This window comes from Actinomadura sp. 3N407 (assembly GCF_052245875.1).
Classification (GTDB): Bacteria; Actinomycetota; Actinomycetes; order Streptosporangiales; family Streptosporangiaceae; genus Spirillospora.
Map to the genome: position 1 here is coordinate 251,610 of NZ_JBQQBP010000008.1, position 14,117 is coordinate 265,726.

Sequence of the window (14,117 nt, forward strand, 5' to 3'; positions counted from 1 at the left end):
TTGCCGTTTCGGCTCCGGACAGGCCACCGGCCCGGCTGCGCGCGCAGCCGGGCCGGTGGCCGGGGGGTGTGGGAGGTGAAGCCAGGTCACTCCCCGACAGGGCCGAACACCTTGCGGGTGTCGATGACCTCGCCGGTGAGGTTCCAGCGCTCGCCCTCGAACTCCATCATCTGCATCGACTCGATCGGGAAGCCGTCATCGGCGCCGGTCTGCAGCGTCACGCCGGGCAGCAGCATCGGGACCTCGACGTTGTTGAGGCTGCGCATCGAGTCGCGCAGGCCCTCGCGGGTCTTGCACTTGGCCGCCTCCATCGTCTTGTGGAAGCTGCTCGCCACCGCCCAGCCGAAGGCGTGGTACGGGACGGCGGGGTCCGCGTTCGGCTCGTACTGCTTCATCTTCGCCTTGTAGAGCTTCATCTCCGCGTCGTCCGCCCACTGCGGGTCGATCGGGTCCTTGTAGTACGTGGAGGACACGACGCCCTGCACGTTCTCGAAGCCGACCGGCTTCAGCACCGTCACCGACGCGGCGACGTTGTTCAGGATGTGCAGCGGGTTCCAGTCCGTGATCTTGGCGTCGGCGGCCAGCGCCTGCGAGCCGAACTTCGGCGTGGTGATGTTGAGGAACACGTCGGCGCCCGAGCCCGCCAGGTCCCGCATCTGCGGCTCCACGCTCGGGTCGGTGACCTCGTAGCTCTTCTCCTGGACGATCTTGATCTTGCTGCCCTCGATCGCCTTCTTGAAGCCGCCCAGCAAGTCCTTGCCGAAGTCGTCGTTCTGGAACAGGATCGCGACCTTGGCCTCCGGCTTCTCCTGCTTGAGGTGCTGGGCGTACACCCGGGCCTCGGAGACGTAGTTGGGCTGCCAGCCGATCGTCCACGGGTGCTTGTCGTCGGCCCCCCACTTGGAGGCACCGGTGGCCACGAAGATCTGCGGCACCTTCCGCTGGTTCGTGTAGTCCCACGTCGCCGTCGTCGACGGCGTGCCGAGGGTCTGGAACAGCGCGAACACCTGCTCCTGCTCGACCAGCCGGCGCGCCTCCTCGACCGCCTTCGGCGGCTGGTAGCCGTCGTCGCGGACGACGAACTCCACCGTGCGGCCGTCGATGCCGCCCTTCTCGGCGTTGACGTAGTCGAAGTAGGCCTGGATGCCCTTCGGGATGGCGCCGTACGCGGAGGCCGGGCCGGACAGCGGGTAGATGCCGCCGAGCTTGAGCGTGGAGTCGGTGATGCCGGTCGTCTGCTGCCCCTCGCAGGCACCGCTGGCGGTGCCGCCGCCGTCGCCGTCGTCGCGTCCGCCGCAGGCCGCCGCGGTCGTCGCCGCCAGCAGCACGGCGGCCGACACCGCCGTACCCCGCATCAGCATCGTGCCGCTTCTCATTGATCGACGCATGCCCTTACCCCTTCCGGAGGATCCTGTTAGAGCGGGTCTTGTTGAACCAGTGCGCGGCACGCCCGACCAGCCCGGCCAGGCCGGTCGGAGCGACGTACATCACCGCGATGATCAGCAGCCCGAAGATGACCCCCGGAGCCGCCTTGTTGATGTCCTGGGAGAGGCTCGGCACGAACATCACGAACAGGCCGCCGAACAACGGCCCCCAGGTCGAGCCCAGCCCGCCGACCACGATCCCCGCCAGCAGCGTGATCGAGAGGTTGACGGTGAACGAGTCGGGCGAGACGAACCCGATCGTCCACGTGTAGAGACAGCCCGCCGCGCCCGCGAACATCGCGCTCCACGCGAACGCGAGCCGCTTGTACGAGGCTGGCTTCACACCCATGACCTCGGCCGCCGTCTCGTTGTCCCGGACGGAGTGCAGCGCCCGGCCGACCCGCGAGCGCAGCAGCAGATGCACCACCACGAACGCCAGGATCGTCGCGGCCAGCGCCAGGAAGTACAGCCACTGGTCCGCGGCCAGCCCCGTCCACGCGGGCGGCGCCGGCTTCTCCAGCGTCAGGCCCATCGACCCGCCGGTCACCGACTCGAACCGCTTGAGCAGCGGCACAATGAAGATCGCTATGGCGAGGGTGACCAGCGCCAGATACAGCCCGCGCAGCCGGGTGGCCGGCACCCCGAACGCCAGCCCGATCACGAACGCCAGCCCGGCCGCGAGCGGGAACGTCAGCAGGTACGGCAGGTCCCAGTGGTACATCCCTACGGCCGTCCCGTACGCGCCGACCGCGAAGAACGCCCCGTGGCCCAGCGAGATCTGCCCGGCATGGCCGACCAGCAGGTTCAGCCCGAGCAGCGCCACCGCGTAGACCATCACCATCGTGAACTGGAAGACCCGGAACGGGACCAGCTGGAACGGCGCCCACAGGGCCATCAGCAGCAGCACCCCGAGCGCGATCCACCGGAAGTTCCGCACGGTGAACGCCATCAGCCGGTCCCGCGGCGCCGCCGGCGCCGCCCGCTCGTCCTCGGCGGACTCCGGTGTGTCCGCCGCCCGGGTGGTCTCAGTCGCTTCCGTCGATTCGCTCATGCGCGTTCCACCACCGCTCGTCCGAACAGGCCTTGGGGGCGCAGCAGCAGGACGCCGAGGATGACGGCCAGCGGAACGCCGATCTTCAGGTCGGAGCCGATGGCGTCCACGTACGACCCGGCCAGGGTTTCGGCCACGCCGACGATCAGGCCGCCGACCACCGCGCCCAGCGGGCTGTCGAAGCCGCCGAGGGTGGCGGCGGCGAACGCGTAGATCAGGACACCGCCCATCATGTTGGGCTCCAGGAACAGCAGCGGCGCGACGAGGACCCCCGACACCGCGCCGACCATCGCGGCCAGGCCCCAGCCCAACGCCAGCGTCCAGCCGACCCGGATGCCGACCAGCCGGGCCGAATCGGGGTTGGTGGCCACCGCGCGCATCCCGAGCCCGACCTTGGTGTAGCGGAACAGCAGGTAGAGCAGGCCCATCACCCCGCCCACCACGGCGAACACGCCGAGCGTGGAGTAACCGAGGCTGACCCCGCCGGCCTGGAGCGCGCCGCCCGGGAACGGGTTCGGGAAGTCCTTGATCAGGAACGACCAGATCCAGCCGGCCGCCGCGTTGACGAAGATGAACAGGCCCACGGTGACGATCACGAGGGTCAGCTCGGGGGCGCCCTCCACCGGCCGGATGATCACCCGTTCGATCAGCATGCCGCCGACGAACGAGATCGCGAGCGTGAGGATCAGCGCGAGCCAGAACGGCACGCCGGCGTCGATGAACGTCCAGGCGACGTAGGTCGCGAACATGGCCAGCTCGCCCTGGGCGAAGTTCACGATCCCGGTGAACTGGTAGATCAGCACGAGGGCGAGGGCGAGGCTCGCGTAGATCGCGCCGGCGCCCAGCCCTCCGATGACGTTCTGCAGGAAGTCGGCCATGACTAGATCCGGTATCCGAGGTAGGACTGGGCGACCTGCTCGTCGGCCCGGATCTCCGCCGCCGAGCCCGACAGCACGATCCGGCCGCTTTCCAGCACATGCGCCTGCCCGGCGATGCCCAGCGCCAGATGTGCGTTCTGTTCCACGACGACCACGGTGGTCCGCTCCTCCTGGTTGATCGATTGGACGATGCCGAACAGCTCCCTGGTCACCAGCGGGGCCAGGCCGAGCGACGGCTCGTCCAGCAGCAGCAGCCGGGGCCGCGACATCAGCGCCCGGCCGATCGCGAGCATCTGCTGCTCACCGCCGCTGAGGCTGCCCGCCGGCTGCTTGACCCGCTCCTTCAGCACGGGGAAGTGGCCGTACACGCGTTCCAGGTCGGCCTGGACGCCGGCGCGGTCCCGCCGCGCGTACGCGCCGAGCCGCAGGTTCTCCTCGACCGTCAGCGGCATGAACGTGCCTCGTCCCTCGGGGACGTGGGCCACGCCGCGCCGGGCGACGGCGTCCGGTGAGCGCCCCGACAGCGATGTCCCGTCCAGCCGGACGGCGCCGCGCCCGCGGATCACCCCGCACAGCGCCCGCAGCAGGGTCGTCTTGCCCGCGCCGTTCGGCCCGAGGATCGCGCAGATGTCGCCCTTGCCGACCCGCAGGCTCACCCCGTGCAGCACCCGCACATCGCCGTAGCCCGCGTAGAGGTCGTCCACGACCAGGTAGTCCTGGTCGGCGTCCTCGGCCACGGCTTCCGCGGCCCCTGTCGCCTCTTTGGGCTCGCTGGGCTCTTTCGCCTCTGTGGCTTCTGTGGGCTCTGTGGCCTCGGTGGCGTCCGTTGCCTGTTCGGCCTCGCTCGGCTCGCTCATGCGGCTGTCCCCAGGTAGGCCTCGATGACGGCGGGATCGCGCTGGACCTCCTCGGGCGACCCTTCGGCGATCTTCTTGCCGAAGTCCAGGCAGACCACCCGGTCGCAGGTGCCCATCACGAACCCCATGTGGTGCTCGACGACGATCACGGTGACGTCGAAGTCGTCGCGGATCGTCTGGAGCCAGCCGGCGAACTCGTCGACCTCGCCGAGGCTGAGGCCGTTGACGGGCTCGTCCAGCAGCAGCAGCCGGGGGTGGGCGGCCAGGGCGCGGGCCAGCTCGACCCGTTTGAGGGTGCCGAACGGCAGCCCGGCGGCGGGATGGCCGGCGACCTCGGCCAGGTCCAGCCGTTTCAGCAGCTCGTCGGCCTCGCCCCGCAGCCTCCGCTCCTCGCTGCGGACCGACGGCAGCCGCAGGCTCGCGCTGACGAACCCGGCCCGGCCGTGGTGATGCGCGCCGACCATGATGTTGTCCCTGACGGACATGCGGGGGAAGAGCCCGAGGTTCTGGAACGTGCGGGCGATGCCGAGCGCCGCGATCGCGTGCGGCGCCACGGCGAGCAGGTCCCCGTCCTCGTAGGTGACCGTGCCCTCGTCCGCGTCGTAGCGGCGGGTCAGGCAGTTGAACAGGGTCGTCTTGCCGGCGCCGTTAGGTCCGATCAGACCCACCATCTCGCCCCGCCGCACCTCGAAGCCGACACCCCCCAGTGCGGTAATGCCGCCGAAGCGAACGGTAAGATCGTGAACCTCCAGCATCCGGCCTCCTGTGCGCGGGGTGAGGCGGCGCCGCCTCGGGCGGTCACCACAGAACGGTGTTCTGGAGCAGGGGCCCTCACCGTAAAATCCGCCGCTCAGCGCGCACATTGGGCACGGGAACCCAAGATGTGACCTGGGTATTGTCCGTCCCGCACAGCGTCCGTCTCGGACGTGTCACGGACCGTTGACGCTGGGGAGATAGCCAGCAATCATCCGGACATGTCCGCTGCATTCAGCACGGGAACGCTCAGCGGTACGGAGACACTCCGTACCGAACGCTCACGAATCCTCGCCGAGCTGCTCAATGTCGTCGACGAGCTTGCGGACAGGGCCGTCGAGACCATGCGCGAGGAAATCCCCGCCTACAGCGCGAAGGGCGCCGATTTCTGCGCCGACGTACGCGAACAGGTGGGCCGGCATTACCGCACCAAACTCGCCGTGCTCCTGGAGGAACGCACGGTCACCTTCGAGGACATCGCCTTCGCCCGCCGCGCCTCGATGCGCAGGGCCCAGGCCGGATTCGCCCTTGCCGACTACATCAACGCCTTCCGGGTCGGCCAGCAGGTCTTCTGGGAGGCGGTGGTCGAGCACGCGGGCCGGTCGTACGCCGGTCACGAGGCGGCGCTGACGCTGGCGTCCCCGCTGATGCGGTACTGCGACTTCGCCAGCACGCACGCCGCCAACGCGTACGCGGAGTTCCAGCAGTACGCCGCCGCGGAGACCGTCCGGGAGAGCCGCGACCTGGTGGAGCTGCTGCTGGGCGGGGAGGCGCCCACCCGCGGGCCGCAGCTCGCGACCGCGCACGCGCACGGCCTGAACCCCGACCCGCGCGCCCCGCTGGTGGTCGTGGCGGCCGTCCTGGTGGGGGCGGAGGCCCAGGTGGACGCCCAGCACGCGGCGTGCGCGGCGATCGCCCGGACCGAGGTCAACAAGCACCGCACGCTCTCGGTCGTGCGGCAGTCGGAGATCGTGGCGGTGCCGGCGCTCGGCCCCGGCGGCGACGCCGGGAAGCTGTGCGACCGGCTCCAGGCCGTCCAGGAGAACCTCCTCGCCGAGGGCATCGTGCTGGCGATGGGAATCAGCACCGTGGTCCACGGCATGGGGCAGATCCCGCGCGCCTACCAGGAGGCGCGCAACGTACTGGAGTACCTGCCCGAGGACGGCGGTGTGGCGGCGCTGCCGCGGATCTCCCCGTTCGAGTACATGGCGCTGCGGGCCGACGACACCGCCCGGCATCTCGTCGATCCGCGCATCGCCGAACTGCTGTCGGAGGACCGGATGCGCGGCGGGGTGCTGACCGCGACGATCCGGGCGTTCGCCGCCGCGGACCTCAACCTGCGCGCCGCCGCCGAACAGCTGCAGATCCACCACAACACCGCCCAGTACCGGCTCCGCCGCATCCAGGAGCGGACCGGCCGCAACCTCCGGCACTTCACCGACCTGGTCGATCTGCTGGTCGCCATCGCCCTTCAGGACGTGTTGCCGCCCACCACCAATCCCGGGCGGAAAAGACTGGTCTCCGCGACCAATGAGGCGGACGGGATCGCCGACGTACCGTCGGCCCATGAACCTCGCTGAGCGGCTCCGGGCCGCCGCCGATCGGCTCGGCGGGCGGACGGTTCTCACGCTGGACCGGGAGGGGCTCAGCTACCGCGCGCTGGATCTCATGAGCGCGCGGATGGGCCTGCTGCTGCGACGGCGCGGGATCCGGCCCGGCGACCGGGTCGCGGTGATGCTCCCGAACGTGCCCGAGTTCGCCGTCGTCTACTACGGGGCCATGCGGATGGGGGCGGTGGTCGTCCCGCTCGATCCGCTGCTGAAGCGGCGGGAGATCGCCGCGTACCTCGACGACAGCGCGGCCCGGCTGGTGATCGCCTGGCACGCGTACGCGGAGACCGTGGAGGCGGGGACGGCGGACTCGCGGACCGACTTCATGTTCGTGGTGCCGGGCGAGTTCCGCAGGCTGCTGCGCACGATGCCGCCCGAGCCCGACATCGTCCCGAAGGCCGCCGACGACACCGCCGTGATCCTCTACAGCGCCGGGACGACGGGGCACGCCAAGGGGATCGAGCTCACCCACGGCAACCTCGCCAGCAACGCGGAGACGGTGGCGCGGATGCTCGCGCTCGGGGTGGACGACGTCGTCCTCGGGGCGCTCCCGCTGTACCACGCGTTCGGCCAGACGTGCGCGCTCAACGCCACGATCCACGCGGGCGGGCGGCTCACCCTGCTTCCGCGGTTCGAGGCGGGCCGGGCGCTGGAGATCATCCGCCGGGACGGGGTGACGGTGTTCCACGGCGTCCCGGCCATGTACATCGCGCTGCTCGACCAGCCCGGCGTGTCCGACCTGTCGCTGCTGCGGATCTGCGTGTCCGGCGGGGCGGCGATGCCGCTGGACGTGCTGCGCGTGTACGAGACGCGGTACGGCTGCCCGATCATCGAGGGCTACGGGCTGAGCGAGACCTCTCCGCTGTCGGCGTCCAACCGGGGCGGTCAGGGCCGCCGGCAGGGGTCGATCGGGCGGCCGGTCCGCGAGGTGGAGATGCGGGTCGTCGGCGACGACGGCCGGGAGCTGCCGTGCGGCGAGATCGGGGAGATCCTCGTGCGCGGGCCCAACGTGATGAAGGGCTACTGGAACAACCCGGAGGCCACAGCGGACGCGGTCCGCGACGGCTGGTTCCACACCGGCGACCTGGGCCGGGTCGACGACGACGGGTTCTTCTTCCTCGTCGACCGGCGCCGCGACGTGATCATCCGCGCGGGCTACACGGTGTACCCGCGGGAGGTCGAGGAGGTCCTGTACGAGCATCCCGCGGTGCGGCAGGCCGCCGTCATCGGATTCCCGCATCCCGAGGTCGGCGAGGAGATCGCGGCGGCCGTGGCGCTGCGCGCCCCGGCGAGCGCGGAAGAGCTGCGCCTGTGGGTCAGGGAACGGGTCGCCGCGTACAAGTACCCGCGGCAGGTGTGGTTCGTGGACGAGATGCCGACCAGCCCCACCGGCAAGATCCTCAAGCGTGCTCTCGGGCTGCCGTTCCCCACGGCGGACGCCGGGCCGCCCGACGACCGCCCCGGCAGCCTCGCACCGGCCAGACGGCAGCACGACTAGCCGCGCCCGCCGGTTTGCTCCCGGCGGGCGGGGAAGGGCCAGGGACGGAGAGGAACGGATCGAGGAGGCGCTCATGCAGCTCGTCGATCGGGACACCGTGCGGGAACTGGCGGAGTCACCGGATCCCGACGCGGCCCTGGTCTTCACCCACGGAGGGTGCGTCGTCGTCCATGTGGGCGAGGACGCCGTCCCCGACGCCGGGGTGCTGATCGTCCGGCGTCACGAGATCGAGCACGAGGTCGCGGGCGGCGCCGTCCCGGAGGAGAGGCTCGACGCGGTCGTGCACCGCCTGGACAACATGGCCAGGGACATCGGCGCCTGAGGGGACACGGTCCAGTGGCAGGGCGGCCGCAGGCGCACGGTGCCGGCGGGAGCGGGCATCGCAGCGTCCCGCACACCGCCGACCTGCGGATCGAGGCGTGGGGGCCGACCCGGCAGCGCTGCGTCGCCGAGGCGGTGAGGGGCCTGGTCGGCTCCTTCGCCGACATCGCCGGCGTCCGGCCGCTGCGCACCATCCGGCTGGACGTGCCACCGGACGCGGACGCGGACATGCTGGTGACCGTGCTGGACGAGGTGATCTACCGGCTGGAGGTCGGCGGGGAGATCGTCCTCGACACGGAGATCACCGGGGCGGCGGGCGGCGGGCTCGCGGCCCGGCTGGAGGTCGGCGACGCCGCGGAGGCGACGGCGGTCGGCGCGGTCCCCAAGGCGGTGTCCCTGCACGACCTGCGCTTCGGCGGCGATCCGGGGAACGGCGGCTGGTCCTGCGCCGTCACGATCGACGTCTGACGGGCGGGCCTCAGCCCTTGACGACCCCGACCGGGGTCAGGCGCGCGACCTTGCGGCAGAGACCCGCCCCCTCGCTGGCCTCGACCACCGCGGACACGTCCTTGTAGGCGTCCGGGGCCTCCTCGGCGAGCCCGCGCCAGGACGAGGCGCGCACGGCGATGCCGTCCCGCTCCATCCCGGCCCGCAACTCCTTGCCGCTGACCCCGCGGGCAGCCTGGTGGCGGCTCTGCGCGCGGCCGGCTCCATGGCAGGTGGAGTGGAACGCGGGCCCGTCCGGTACCCCGGCGAGGACATAGGAGGAGGTGCCCATCGTCCCGGGGATCAGCACCGGCTGGCCGGCGTCGCGGAGGTCGGGTGGAAGCTCGGGATGGCCCGGCGGCAGCGCCCGCGTGGCGCCCTTGCGGTGCACGCACAGCCGTCGCCGCTCACCGTCCGCCCGCCCGCCGTCCACGGGGTGCTCTTCCATCTTGGCGAGGTTGTGCGAGACGTCGTAGACCAGGTCGAGCCGCGCGCCGGCGACCCGCCGGAACACCTCCCGCGCCGCCTGGGCGAGCAGCTGCCGGTTGGCGCGGCCGTAGTTGGCGGCCGCGGCCATGGCGCCGAGGTAGGACCGTCCCTCGGGCGAGTCGACCGGGGCGCAGGCGAGCTGCCGGTCCGGCACCTCGATGCCGTGCCGGGGCATCTGCTTCTCCATCGCCCGGACGTGGTCGGTGCAGATCTGGTGTCCGAGGCCCCGCGACCCGCAGTGGATCATGACGCAGATCTGGCCGGGCCGGAGCCCGAACACCCCGGCGGCGTCCGCGTCGTACACCTCGGCGACCCGCTGCACCTCCAGGAAGTGGTTGCCCGATCCGAGGCTGCCGACCTGCCGGGCGCCCCGCTCGGCGGCCCGTTCGCTCACCTGGCCGGGGTCGGCGTCGGCGACCGCCCCCGCGTCCTCGCAGCGCAGCAGGTCCCGCTCGTCGCCGTGGCCCTGCTCGACCGCGTACCGCGAGCCGCCGGTGAGGATGCCGGTCAGCTCCGCCCGCCCGGGCAGATGCCACACGGCCCCGCGGCCCATGCCGCGCGGGATGGCCGGGTCCAGCGCGTCCATCACCCGCTCCAGGACGGGCCGCAGCTCCGTCGCGCCGATGTCGGCCGCCATCAGCCGGACGCCGCACGAGATGTCGAACCCGACGCCACCGGGAGAGACCACGCCGCCCTCCCGCGGATCGGTGGCCGCGACACCGCCGATCGCGAACCCGTACCCCCAGTGGATGTCCGGCATGGCGTACGACGCCTCCACCACTCCGGGCAGGGTGGCCACGTTGGCGACCTGGTCGACCGCCTGGTCGGCCGCGCTCAGCAGGTCCCGCGAGGCGAACACCACCCCGGGCACGCGCATGGCGCCGGTCGGCTCGATCCGGAAACGGTACGCCCCGTCCTCCACCAGGCCCACGGTGATCACACCGTGGCGGGCTGCGTCAGGTACCGGTCGAACCACCGGGCGGCCATGGCCGTCACCTGCTCGAGCGTGCCGGGCTCCTCGAACAGGTGCGAGGCCCGCGGGACGATCTCCAGCTTGTGCTCGGCGGCGTGCATCCGGCCGGCCGCGTCGTCGTTCAGCCGCAGGACCTGCGGGTCCCGTGCCCCCACGATCAGCAGCACCGGCGCGCTGACCCGTTCCAGCGCGTCCCCGGCGAGGTCCGGGCGGCCGCCGCGCGACACCACCGCGCGGACGCGTCCCGGGCGTTCCGCCGCCGCGGCCAGGGCGGCCGCCGCCCCGGTGCTCGCGCCGAACAGCCCGACCGGGTACCCGGTGGTCGGCGGCGCGTCGGCGAGCCAGTCGATCGCCCCGATCAGCCGCCCGGTCAGCAACCCGATGTCGAAGCGCAGCTCGCCGGTGGCGGCGTCGACCTCGTCCTCCCGCGCGGTGAGAAGGTCGATCAGCAGGGTGCCGATCCCCGCCTCGTTGAGGCCGGTCGCGACGGCCCTGTTGCGCGGGCTGTGCCGGGAGCTTCCGCTGCCGTGCGCGAAGAGCACCACGCCGGCCGGTTCGTCCGGCAGGACCAGATCGCCCGGCAACGATGCATCTTCAAGATCAATCGTCACATTTGCGATGTTCATACCGCCGGGCTACCCCTCCGACCAGCCCCCATGCAGCCATCTCACCCGCGGCGCCCTGCTGGGCGGCGCCGGCGCATCGGCGGCATGCGGCGCGTACGGCTCATGCGGCGCATGCCGCCCGTGCGGCGCGATCTGGCCTTCCGTGCTTCCGCCCGCCCCCGCGAGGCGGATCCCGCGTCAGGGGGTCGGGACGGCGCTGGATTCGCTTTCCCGGTCCCGGGTCCGCCCGACGGTGAAGAATCCGATCAGCGCGGCGATCGCGGCGATGAGCTCACCCGCCAGACTGATCGTCTTGTCGGCGTACCACGACGGGTCGTACATGCGCGGTATCGGCCCGAGCTGACCGAAATCGACGAAGTAATAGATGAGGACGGCGCCGGCGGCGCTCGCGGCGACCAGGAACGCTATCGCGTACGTCCACCTGCGCGCCCACACCAGGACCAGCACGCCCGCGACCGCGGCCGCGATCGCCTGCGCGTAGAACAGTGTGTCCCCTGCAATGGTGCCGCTGGGGGTGTTGGGTCCCGGCGCCATGTCAGGCGCGAAACGCCAGTGGATGATGGCGTCTGCCGCGAGTCCCGCGGCGACGAGTAGTCGAAGAACAATGCCCATACCCATGGCACGGTCATACCCGCTCGCCGGATCAAATCCGCCGGACAAAAAATCGTCCGCGTGTTTCAGCCGGTCTGTTTCACCCGGCCCGCCGTGCCTTGACGCGCCGGTAGCTCCAAAACAGCAGGGCGAACAGGATGATTCCGGACAGGATGAGGCCCGACCCGGTGCTCCACCCGCTGAGCGGCAGCCTCGGCTCAAGACCCCACAGCACGCCCGCGCCGAGCAGGGTCAGCCCCGTCAGCACCGAGCCGGTGAGGCGCCACCACGAGGTGATGCTCTCCTCCGCCGCCTGGATCGCCCGCACCCGGACGGGTTCGACGAAGCGGTTCACGGACGGGAACTCGCGGCCGAGGATGAGCAGCCCGGCCAGCACCATCAGCATTCCCGGGCCGGGCAGGATGAGCAGCGAGATCCCGGCCAGCAGGACGGCGCCGCCGATGATGAGCATCACACCGCGTTTGGCGGACCTCCCGTACCCCATGCTCCCCCTCCGTCCGGCGGGGCTGCCGCCCGCACCGCATCCACGCTAGTAGTGCCGCGCAGATGTCACGGTAGATTGTTCCGGTGGACGTGATCGACCCACGCCTTCATCGCCGGGTAGGACCGTTCGAGGACGCGGCGGTCCCCGTACACCCGGTACAGCTGCCAGGGGATGATCACTCCGCCGTCGCCCCAGGCGGGGGCGCCCTCGCGGTCGAGGCACAGCTCGGGGACGACGTCGGGGAACGCGCCGTCGGGGTGCTGCGCGTCGACGACGTCACGCATCCAGCGGGCGAAGAACGCGCCCACGTCGGCGTTGCGGCACGCCGTCGGGAGGAACACCTGGGCGTCCGCGAGCCAGCCGAGCCGCTCGTCCCGCTGCGGGCAGTCGGTGGGGATGGAGACGAAGTTTCCGCGCTGCCCCCACCGGATGTTCGACTGCAACTGCGTCACCGTGGCGTCCGAGCATTCGAACTCGCCGGTCCACGGGATGTCGCTGTGCAGGACGCGGCCGGTGACGTCCTCCGGCCGCAGGTCTCCGGGGTAGCCGGTCACCTCGACGTAGCGGAACCCGTGGAACGTGAACCGGGGCTCGAAGGTCTCCACGGGCTCGCCCGACGCGATGTAGACGTCCGTGGCCTCGGCGGTGCGCAGGTTGTCCAGGTAGAGCTCGTCGCCGGTGAGCATCTCGGCGTGCCGCAGCCGGATCCGCCGGCCGCGCTCGGCTCCCCGGACGGTCAGCCGCACGCGGCCGACCATGTTCTGCCCGAGGTCGACGATGAACCGGTCGTCGCCACGCCGCCGCACCGACCGCGCCGGCAGTTCCTCCAGGACGCGGACCGGCTGGTCGGCGGCCGCTTCGAGGACGCCGGTGGAGGTGTCGGCGACGGCGACGGGCGTCCACCCGGCGTCGTCGTAGCCGGGGCGGTCCCAGCCGGGCAGTTCTTCGCGGGCATCGACGTACTCGCCCATGAGCATGTCCGAGTACCTGATGGGCCCGGCGTGCTCATGCCAGCCGCCGTCCGACAGCACCCAGCGGCGCGACCCGTCGGGGAAGTCCAGCAGCAGCTGGACGATCAGCTGGGGCGCGTCGCCGTAGTGCGTCGCCTGGTGGCGTGCGTCGAACCCGACGAAGCCGCTCCACCACCCGTCGGCGAGGACGGCGCCCACGACGTTCTCGTCCGCGTTCAGAAGATGGCCGACGTCGTAGGTCTGGTACTGGACGCGCCTGTCGTACTCCGTCCAGCCGGGCGCGAGTTCCACGTCGCCGACGCGGTGGCCGTTCAGCCGAAGCTCGTACAGGCCGCGCGCACTCACGTACGCCCTGGCGCGCACGGGCCGCCGGCCGTCCAGGACGAACGGTTTCCGCAGGTGGGAGCACGGAAGCAGATGGCGGGTGCGCTCAGTGCGGTCATCGTCGCGGGGCGGCTCCATCACCGGCGCCGAGGTGGGGTCCCGGGCGATCCACACGGCCCGCCAGTCGTCGGCGTGGAGCAGCCCCGTCTCGAACCAGGAGTCGGCTCGGTGTGTCTCCTTGCCTTCGCCGTCCCAGACGGTGACGCCCCAGTGGTAGCGCGTGGACGACTGCAGCGGGGGGCCGTCGTACGGGACCAGCAGGGTGTCGGCCGAGGTTCGCCGGCCGGTGTCCCAGACGCAGCGGCCCGTCTCCAGGTCGGCATCGCTGAGCGCAACGCGCCACCAGCCCGACGCATCCCGCCGTCGTCCAGGCGATGCGCCTCCTGGAGGCCCGCCCGGCCCACCGGTGGACGCTGACGGAACTGGCCGACCAACTCCATCTGACGCCCGGCTACCTGGTCCGCCTTTTCAAAACGGCGACCGGCCTGCCGCCAATGACCTACCTAGCACGGCTCCGCGTGGAAAAAGCGGCCGCGCTCCTCCTCCACACCGACCAGTCGATCACGCATATCGGCCAGGCGGTCGGATGGGCGGACCAGAACTATTTCGCCCGCCGATTCAAGGCCCATTACGGCCTTCCCGCCTCCACCTACCGCCACCGTTTCACCCACAACACCGTCCGCATTTGACCCGGGAGGAT

Annotated in this window: 15 protein-coding genes and 1 pseudogene; 5 read left to right on the plus strand and 11 right to left on the minus strand. The window is 71.4% G+C overall.

Annotated features, from left to right (window positions below):
• Window positions 1-86 precede the first annotated feature (86 nt).
• From ACTWPP_RS22015 to ACTWPP_RS22035, 5 genes are read right to left on the minus strand one after another with little or no spacing between them, the layout of a single operon-like run.
• Complete coding sequence (locus tag ACTWPP_RS22015) at window positions 87-1,361, minus strand: ABC transporter substrate-binding protein (RefSeq protein ID WP_443106210.1); 1,275 nt, start codon at window positions 1,359-1,361, stop codon at window positions 87-89.
• Between the two features lie 31 nt (window positions 1,362-1,392).
• Window positions 1,393-2,475 (minus strand): branched-chain amino acid ABC transporter permease, encoded by a 1,083-nt coding sequence (locus tag ACTWPP_RS22020; protein ID WP_443106211.1) that lies wholly within the window; start codon window positions 2,473-2,475, stop codon window positions 1,393-1,395.
• A complete protein-coding gene (locus ACTWPP_RS22025; RefSeq protein ID WP_443106212.1) occupies window positions 2,472-3,353 on the minus strand; it encodes a branched-chain amino acid ABC transporter permease in 882 nt (293 codons plus the stop codon). The genes ACTWPP_RS22020 and ACTWPP_RS22025 overlap by 4 nt, the downstream gene beginning before the upstream one ends.
• Before the next feature lie 2 nt (window positions 3,354-3,355).
• A complete protein-coding gene (locus ACTWPP_RS22030; protein ID WP_443106213.1) occupies window positions 3,356-4,210 on the minus strand; it encodes an ABC transporter ATP-binding protein in 855 nt (284 codons plus the stop codon).
• Window positions 4,207-4,965 carry an ABC transporter ATP-binding protein gene (locus ACTWPP_RS22035; protein WP_443106214.1) on the minus strand — a complete coding sequence of 253 codons (759 nt, stop codon included), beginning with the start codon at window positions 4,963-4,965 and terminating at the stop codon, window positions 4,207-4,209. Before ACTWPP_RS22035 ends, ACTWPP_RS22030 begins: the two co-directional genes overlap by 4 nt.
• A gap of 219 nt (window positions 4,966-5,184) precedes the next feature.
• On the opposite strand from ACTWPP_RS22035, the gene ACTWPP_RS22040 reads away from it, so the two are divergent.
• The 4 genes from ACTWPP_RS22040 (at window position 5,185) to ACTWPP_RS22055 (ending at window position 8,860) form a co-directional block, all read left to right on the plus strand.
• Window positions 5,185-6,543: a PucR family transcriptional regulator gene (locus ACTWPP_RS22040; protein WP_443106215.1), complete on the plus strand. Its 1,359-nt coding sequence runs from the start codon at window positions 5,185-5,187 to the stop codon at window positions 6,541-6,543.
• Window positions 6,530-8,071, plus strand: a complete 1,542-nt coding sequence (locus tag ACTWPP_RS22045; RefSeq protein ID WP_443106216.1) for a long-chain-fatty-acid--CoA ligase — start codon at window positions 6,530-6,532, stop codon at window positions 8,069-8,071. The genes ACTWPP_RS22040 and ACTWPP_RS22045 overlap by 14 nt, the downstream gene beginning before the upstream one ends.
• Window positions 8,072-8,144: 73 nt before the next feature.
• Window positions 8,145-8,393, plus strand: a complete 249-nt coding sequence (locus ACTWPP_RS22050; protein WP_443106217.1) for a hypothetical protein — start codon at window positions 8,145-8,147, stop codon at window positions 8,391-8,393.
• A gap of 14 nt (window positions 8,394-8,407) precedes the next feature.
• Window positions 8,408-8,860 (plus strand): archease, encoded by a 453-nt coding sequence (locus tag ACTWPP_RS22055; protein WP_443106218.1) that lies wholly within the window; start codon window positions 8,408-8,410, stop codon window positions 8,858-8,860.
• A gap of 10 nt (window positions 8,861-8,870) precedes the next feature.
• Here ACTWPP_RS22055 and ACTWPP_RS22060 read toward each other — a convergent pair whose 3' ends face one another.
• From ACTWPP_RS22060 to ACTWPP_RS22085, 6 genes and pseudogenes are all read right to left on the minus strand, one after another.
• A complete protein-coding gene (locus tag ACTWPP_RS22060; protein WP_443106219.1) occupies window positions 8,871-10,307 on the minus strand; it encodes an RtcB family protein in 1,437 nt (478 codons plus the stop codon).
• Window positions 10,304-10,966 (minus strand): dienelactone hydrolase family protein, encoded by a 663-nt coding sequence (locus ACTWPP_RS22065; protein ID WP_443106220.1) that lies wholly within the window; start codon window positions 10,964-10,966, stop codon window positions 10,304-10,306. Before ACTWPP_RS22065 ends, ACTWPP_RS22060 begins: the two co-directional genes overlap by 4 nt.
• Before the next feature lie 177 nt (window positions 10,967-11,143).
• Complete coding sequence (locus ACTWPP_RS22070) at window positions 11,144-11,500, minus strand: hypothetical protein (protein WP_443106221.1); 357 nt, start codon at window positions 11,498-11,500, stop codon at window positions 11,144-11,146.
• Window positions 11,501-11,657: 157 nt separating this feature from the next.
• Window positions 11,658-12,062, minus strand: a complete 405-nt coding sequence (locus ACTWPP_RS22075; protein ID WP_443106222.1) for a PGPGW domain-containing protein — start codon at window positions 12,060-12,062, stop codon at window positions 11,658-11,660.
• Window positions 12,063-12,127: 65 nt separating this feature from the next.
• Window positions 12,128-13,531, minus strand: a complete 1,404-nt coding sequence (locus ACTWPP_RS22080; RefSeq protein WP_443106223.1) for a family 78 glycoside hydrolase catalytic domain — start codon at window positions 13,529-13,531, stop codon at window positions 12,128-12,130.
• A gap of 30 nt (window positions 13,532-13,561) precedes the next feature.
• Window positions 13,562-13,738 (minus strand): annotated as a pseudogene (locus ACTWPP_RS22085) (glycoside hydrolase family 78 protein); the annotation flags it as partial.
• A gap of 53 nt (window positions 13,739-13,791) precedes the next feature.
• Here ACTWPP_RS22085 and ACTWPP_RS22090 point away from each other — a divergent pair.
• Window positions 13,792-14,106 (plus strand): helix-turn-helix transcriptional regulator, encoded by a 315-nt coding sequence (locus ACTWPP_RS22090; protein WP_443106224.1) that lies wholly within the window; start codon window positions 13,792-13,794, stop codon window positions 14,104-14,106.
• Window positions 14,107-14,117: the final 11 nt, after the last annotated feature.

Bases quoted from the DNA above. Each gene is read 5' to 3' on its own strand.
- ACTWPP_RS22015 (WP_443106210.1), bottom strand. From the start codon at position 1,361: ATGCTGATGCGGGGTACGGCGGTGTCGGCCGCCGTGCTGCTGGCGGCG.
- ACTWPP_RS22020 (WP_443106211.1), bottom strand. From the start codon at position 2,475: ATGAGCGAATCGACGGAAGCGACTGAGACCACCCGGGCGGCGGACACA.
- ACTWPP_RS22025 (WP_443106212.1), bottom strand. From the start codon at position 3,353: ATGGCCGACTTCCTGCAGAACGTCATCGGAGGGCTGGGCGCCGGCGCG.
- ACTWPP_RS22030 (WP_443106213.1), bottom strand. From the start codon at position 4,210: ATGAGCGAGCCGAGCGAGGCCGAACAGGCAACGGACGCCACCGAGGCC.
- ACTWPP_RS22035 (WP_443106214.1), bottom strand. From the start codon at position 4,965: ATGCTGGAGGTTCACGATCTTACCGTTCGCTTCGGCGGCATTACCGCA.
- ACTWPP_RS22040 (WP_443106215.1), top strand. From the start codon at position 5,185: ATGTCCGCTGCATTCAGCACGGGAACGCTCAGCGGTACGGAGACACTC.
- ACTWPP_RS22045 (WP_443106216.1), top strand. From the start codon at position 6,530: ATGAACCTCGCTGAGCGGCTCCGGGCCGCCGCCGATCGGCTCGGCGGG.
- ACTWPP_RS22050 (WP_443106217.1), top strand. From the start codon at position 8,145: ATGCAGCTCGTCGATCGGGACACCGTGCGGGAACTGGCGGAGTCACCG.
- ACTWPP_RS22065 (WP_443106220.1), bottom strand. From the start codon at position 10,966: ATGAACATCGCAAATGTGACGATTGATCTTGAAGATGCATCGTTGCCG.
- ACTWPP_RS22070 (WP_443106221.1), bottom strand. From the start codon at position 11,500: ATGGCGCCGGGACCCAACACCCCCAGCGGCACCATTGCAGGGGACACA.
- ACTWPP_RS22075 (WP_443106222.1), bottom strand. From the start codon at position 12,062: ATGGGGTACGGGAGGTCCGCCAAACGCGGTGTGATGCTCATCATCGGC.
- ACTWPP_RS22090 (WP_443106224.1), top strand. From the start codon at position 13,792: ATGCGCCTCCTGGAGGCCCGCCCGGCCCACCGGTGGACGCTGACGGAA.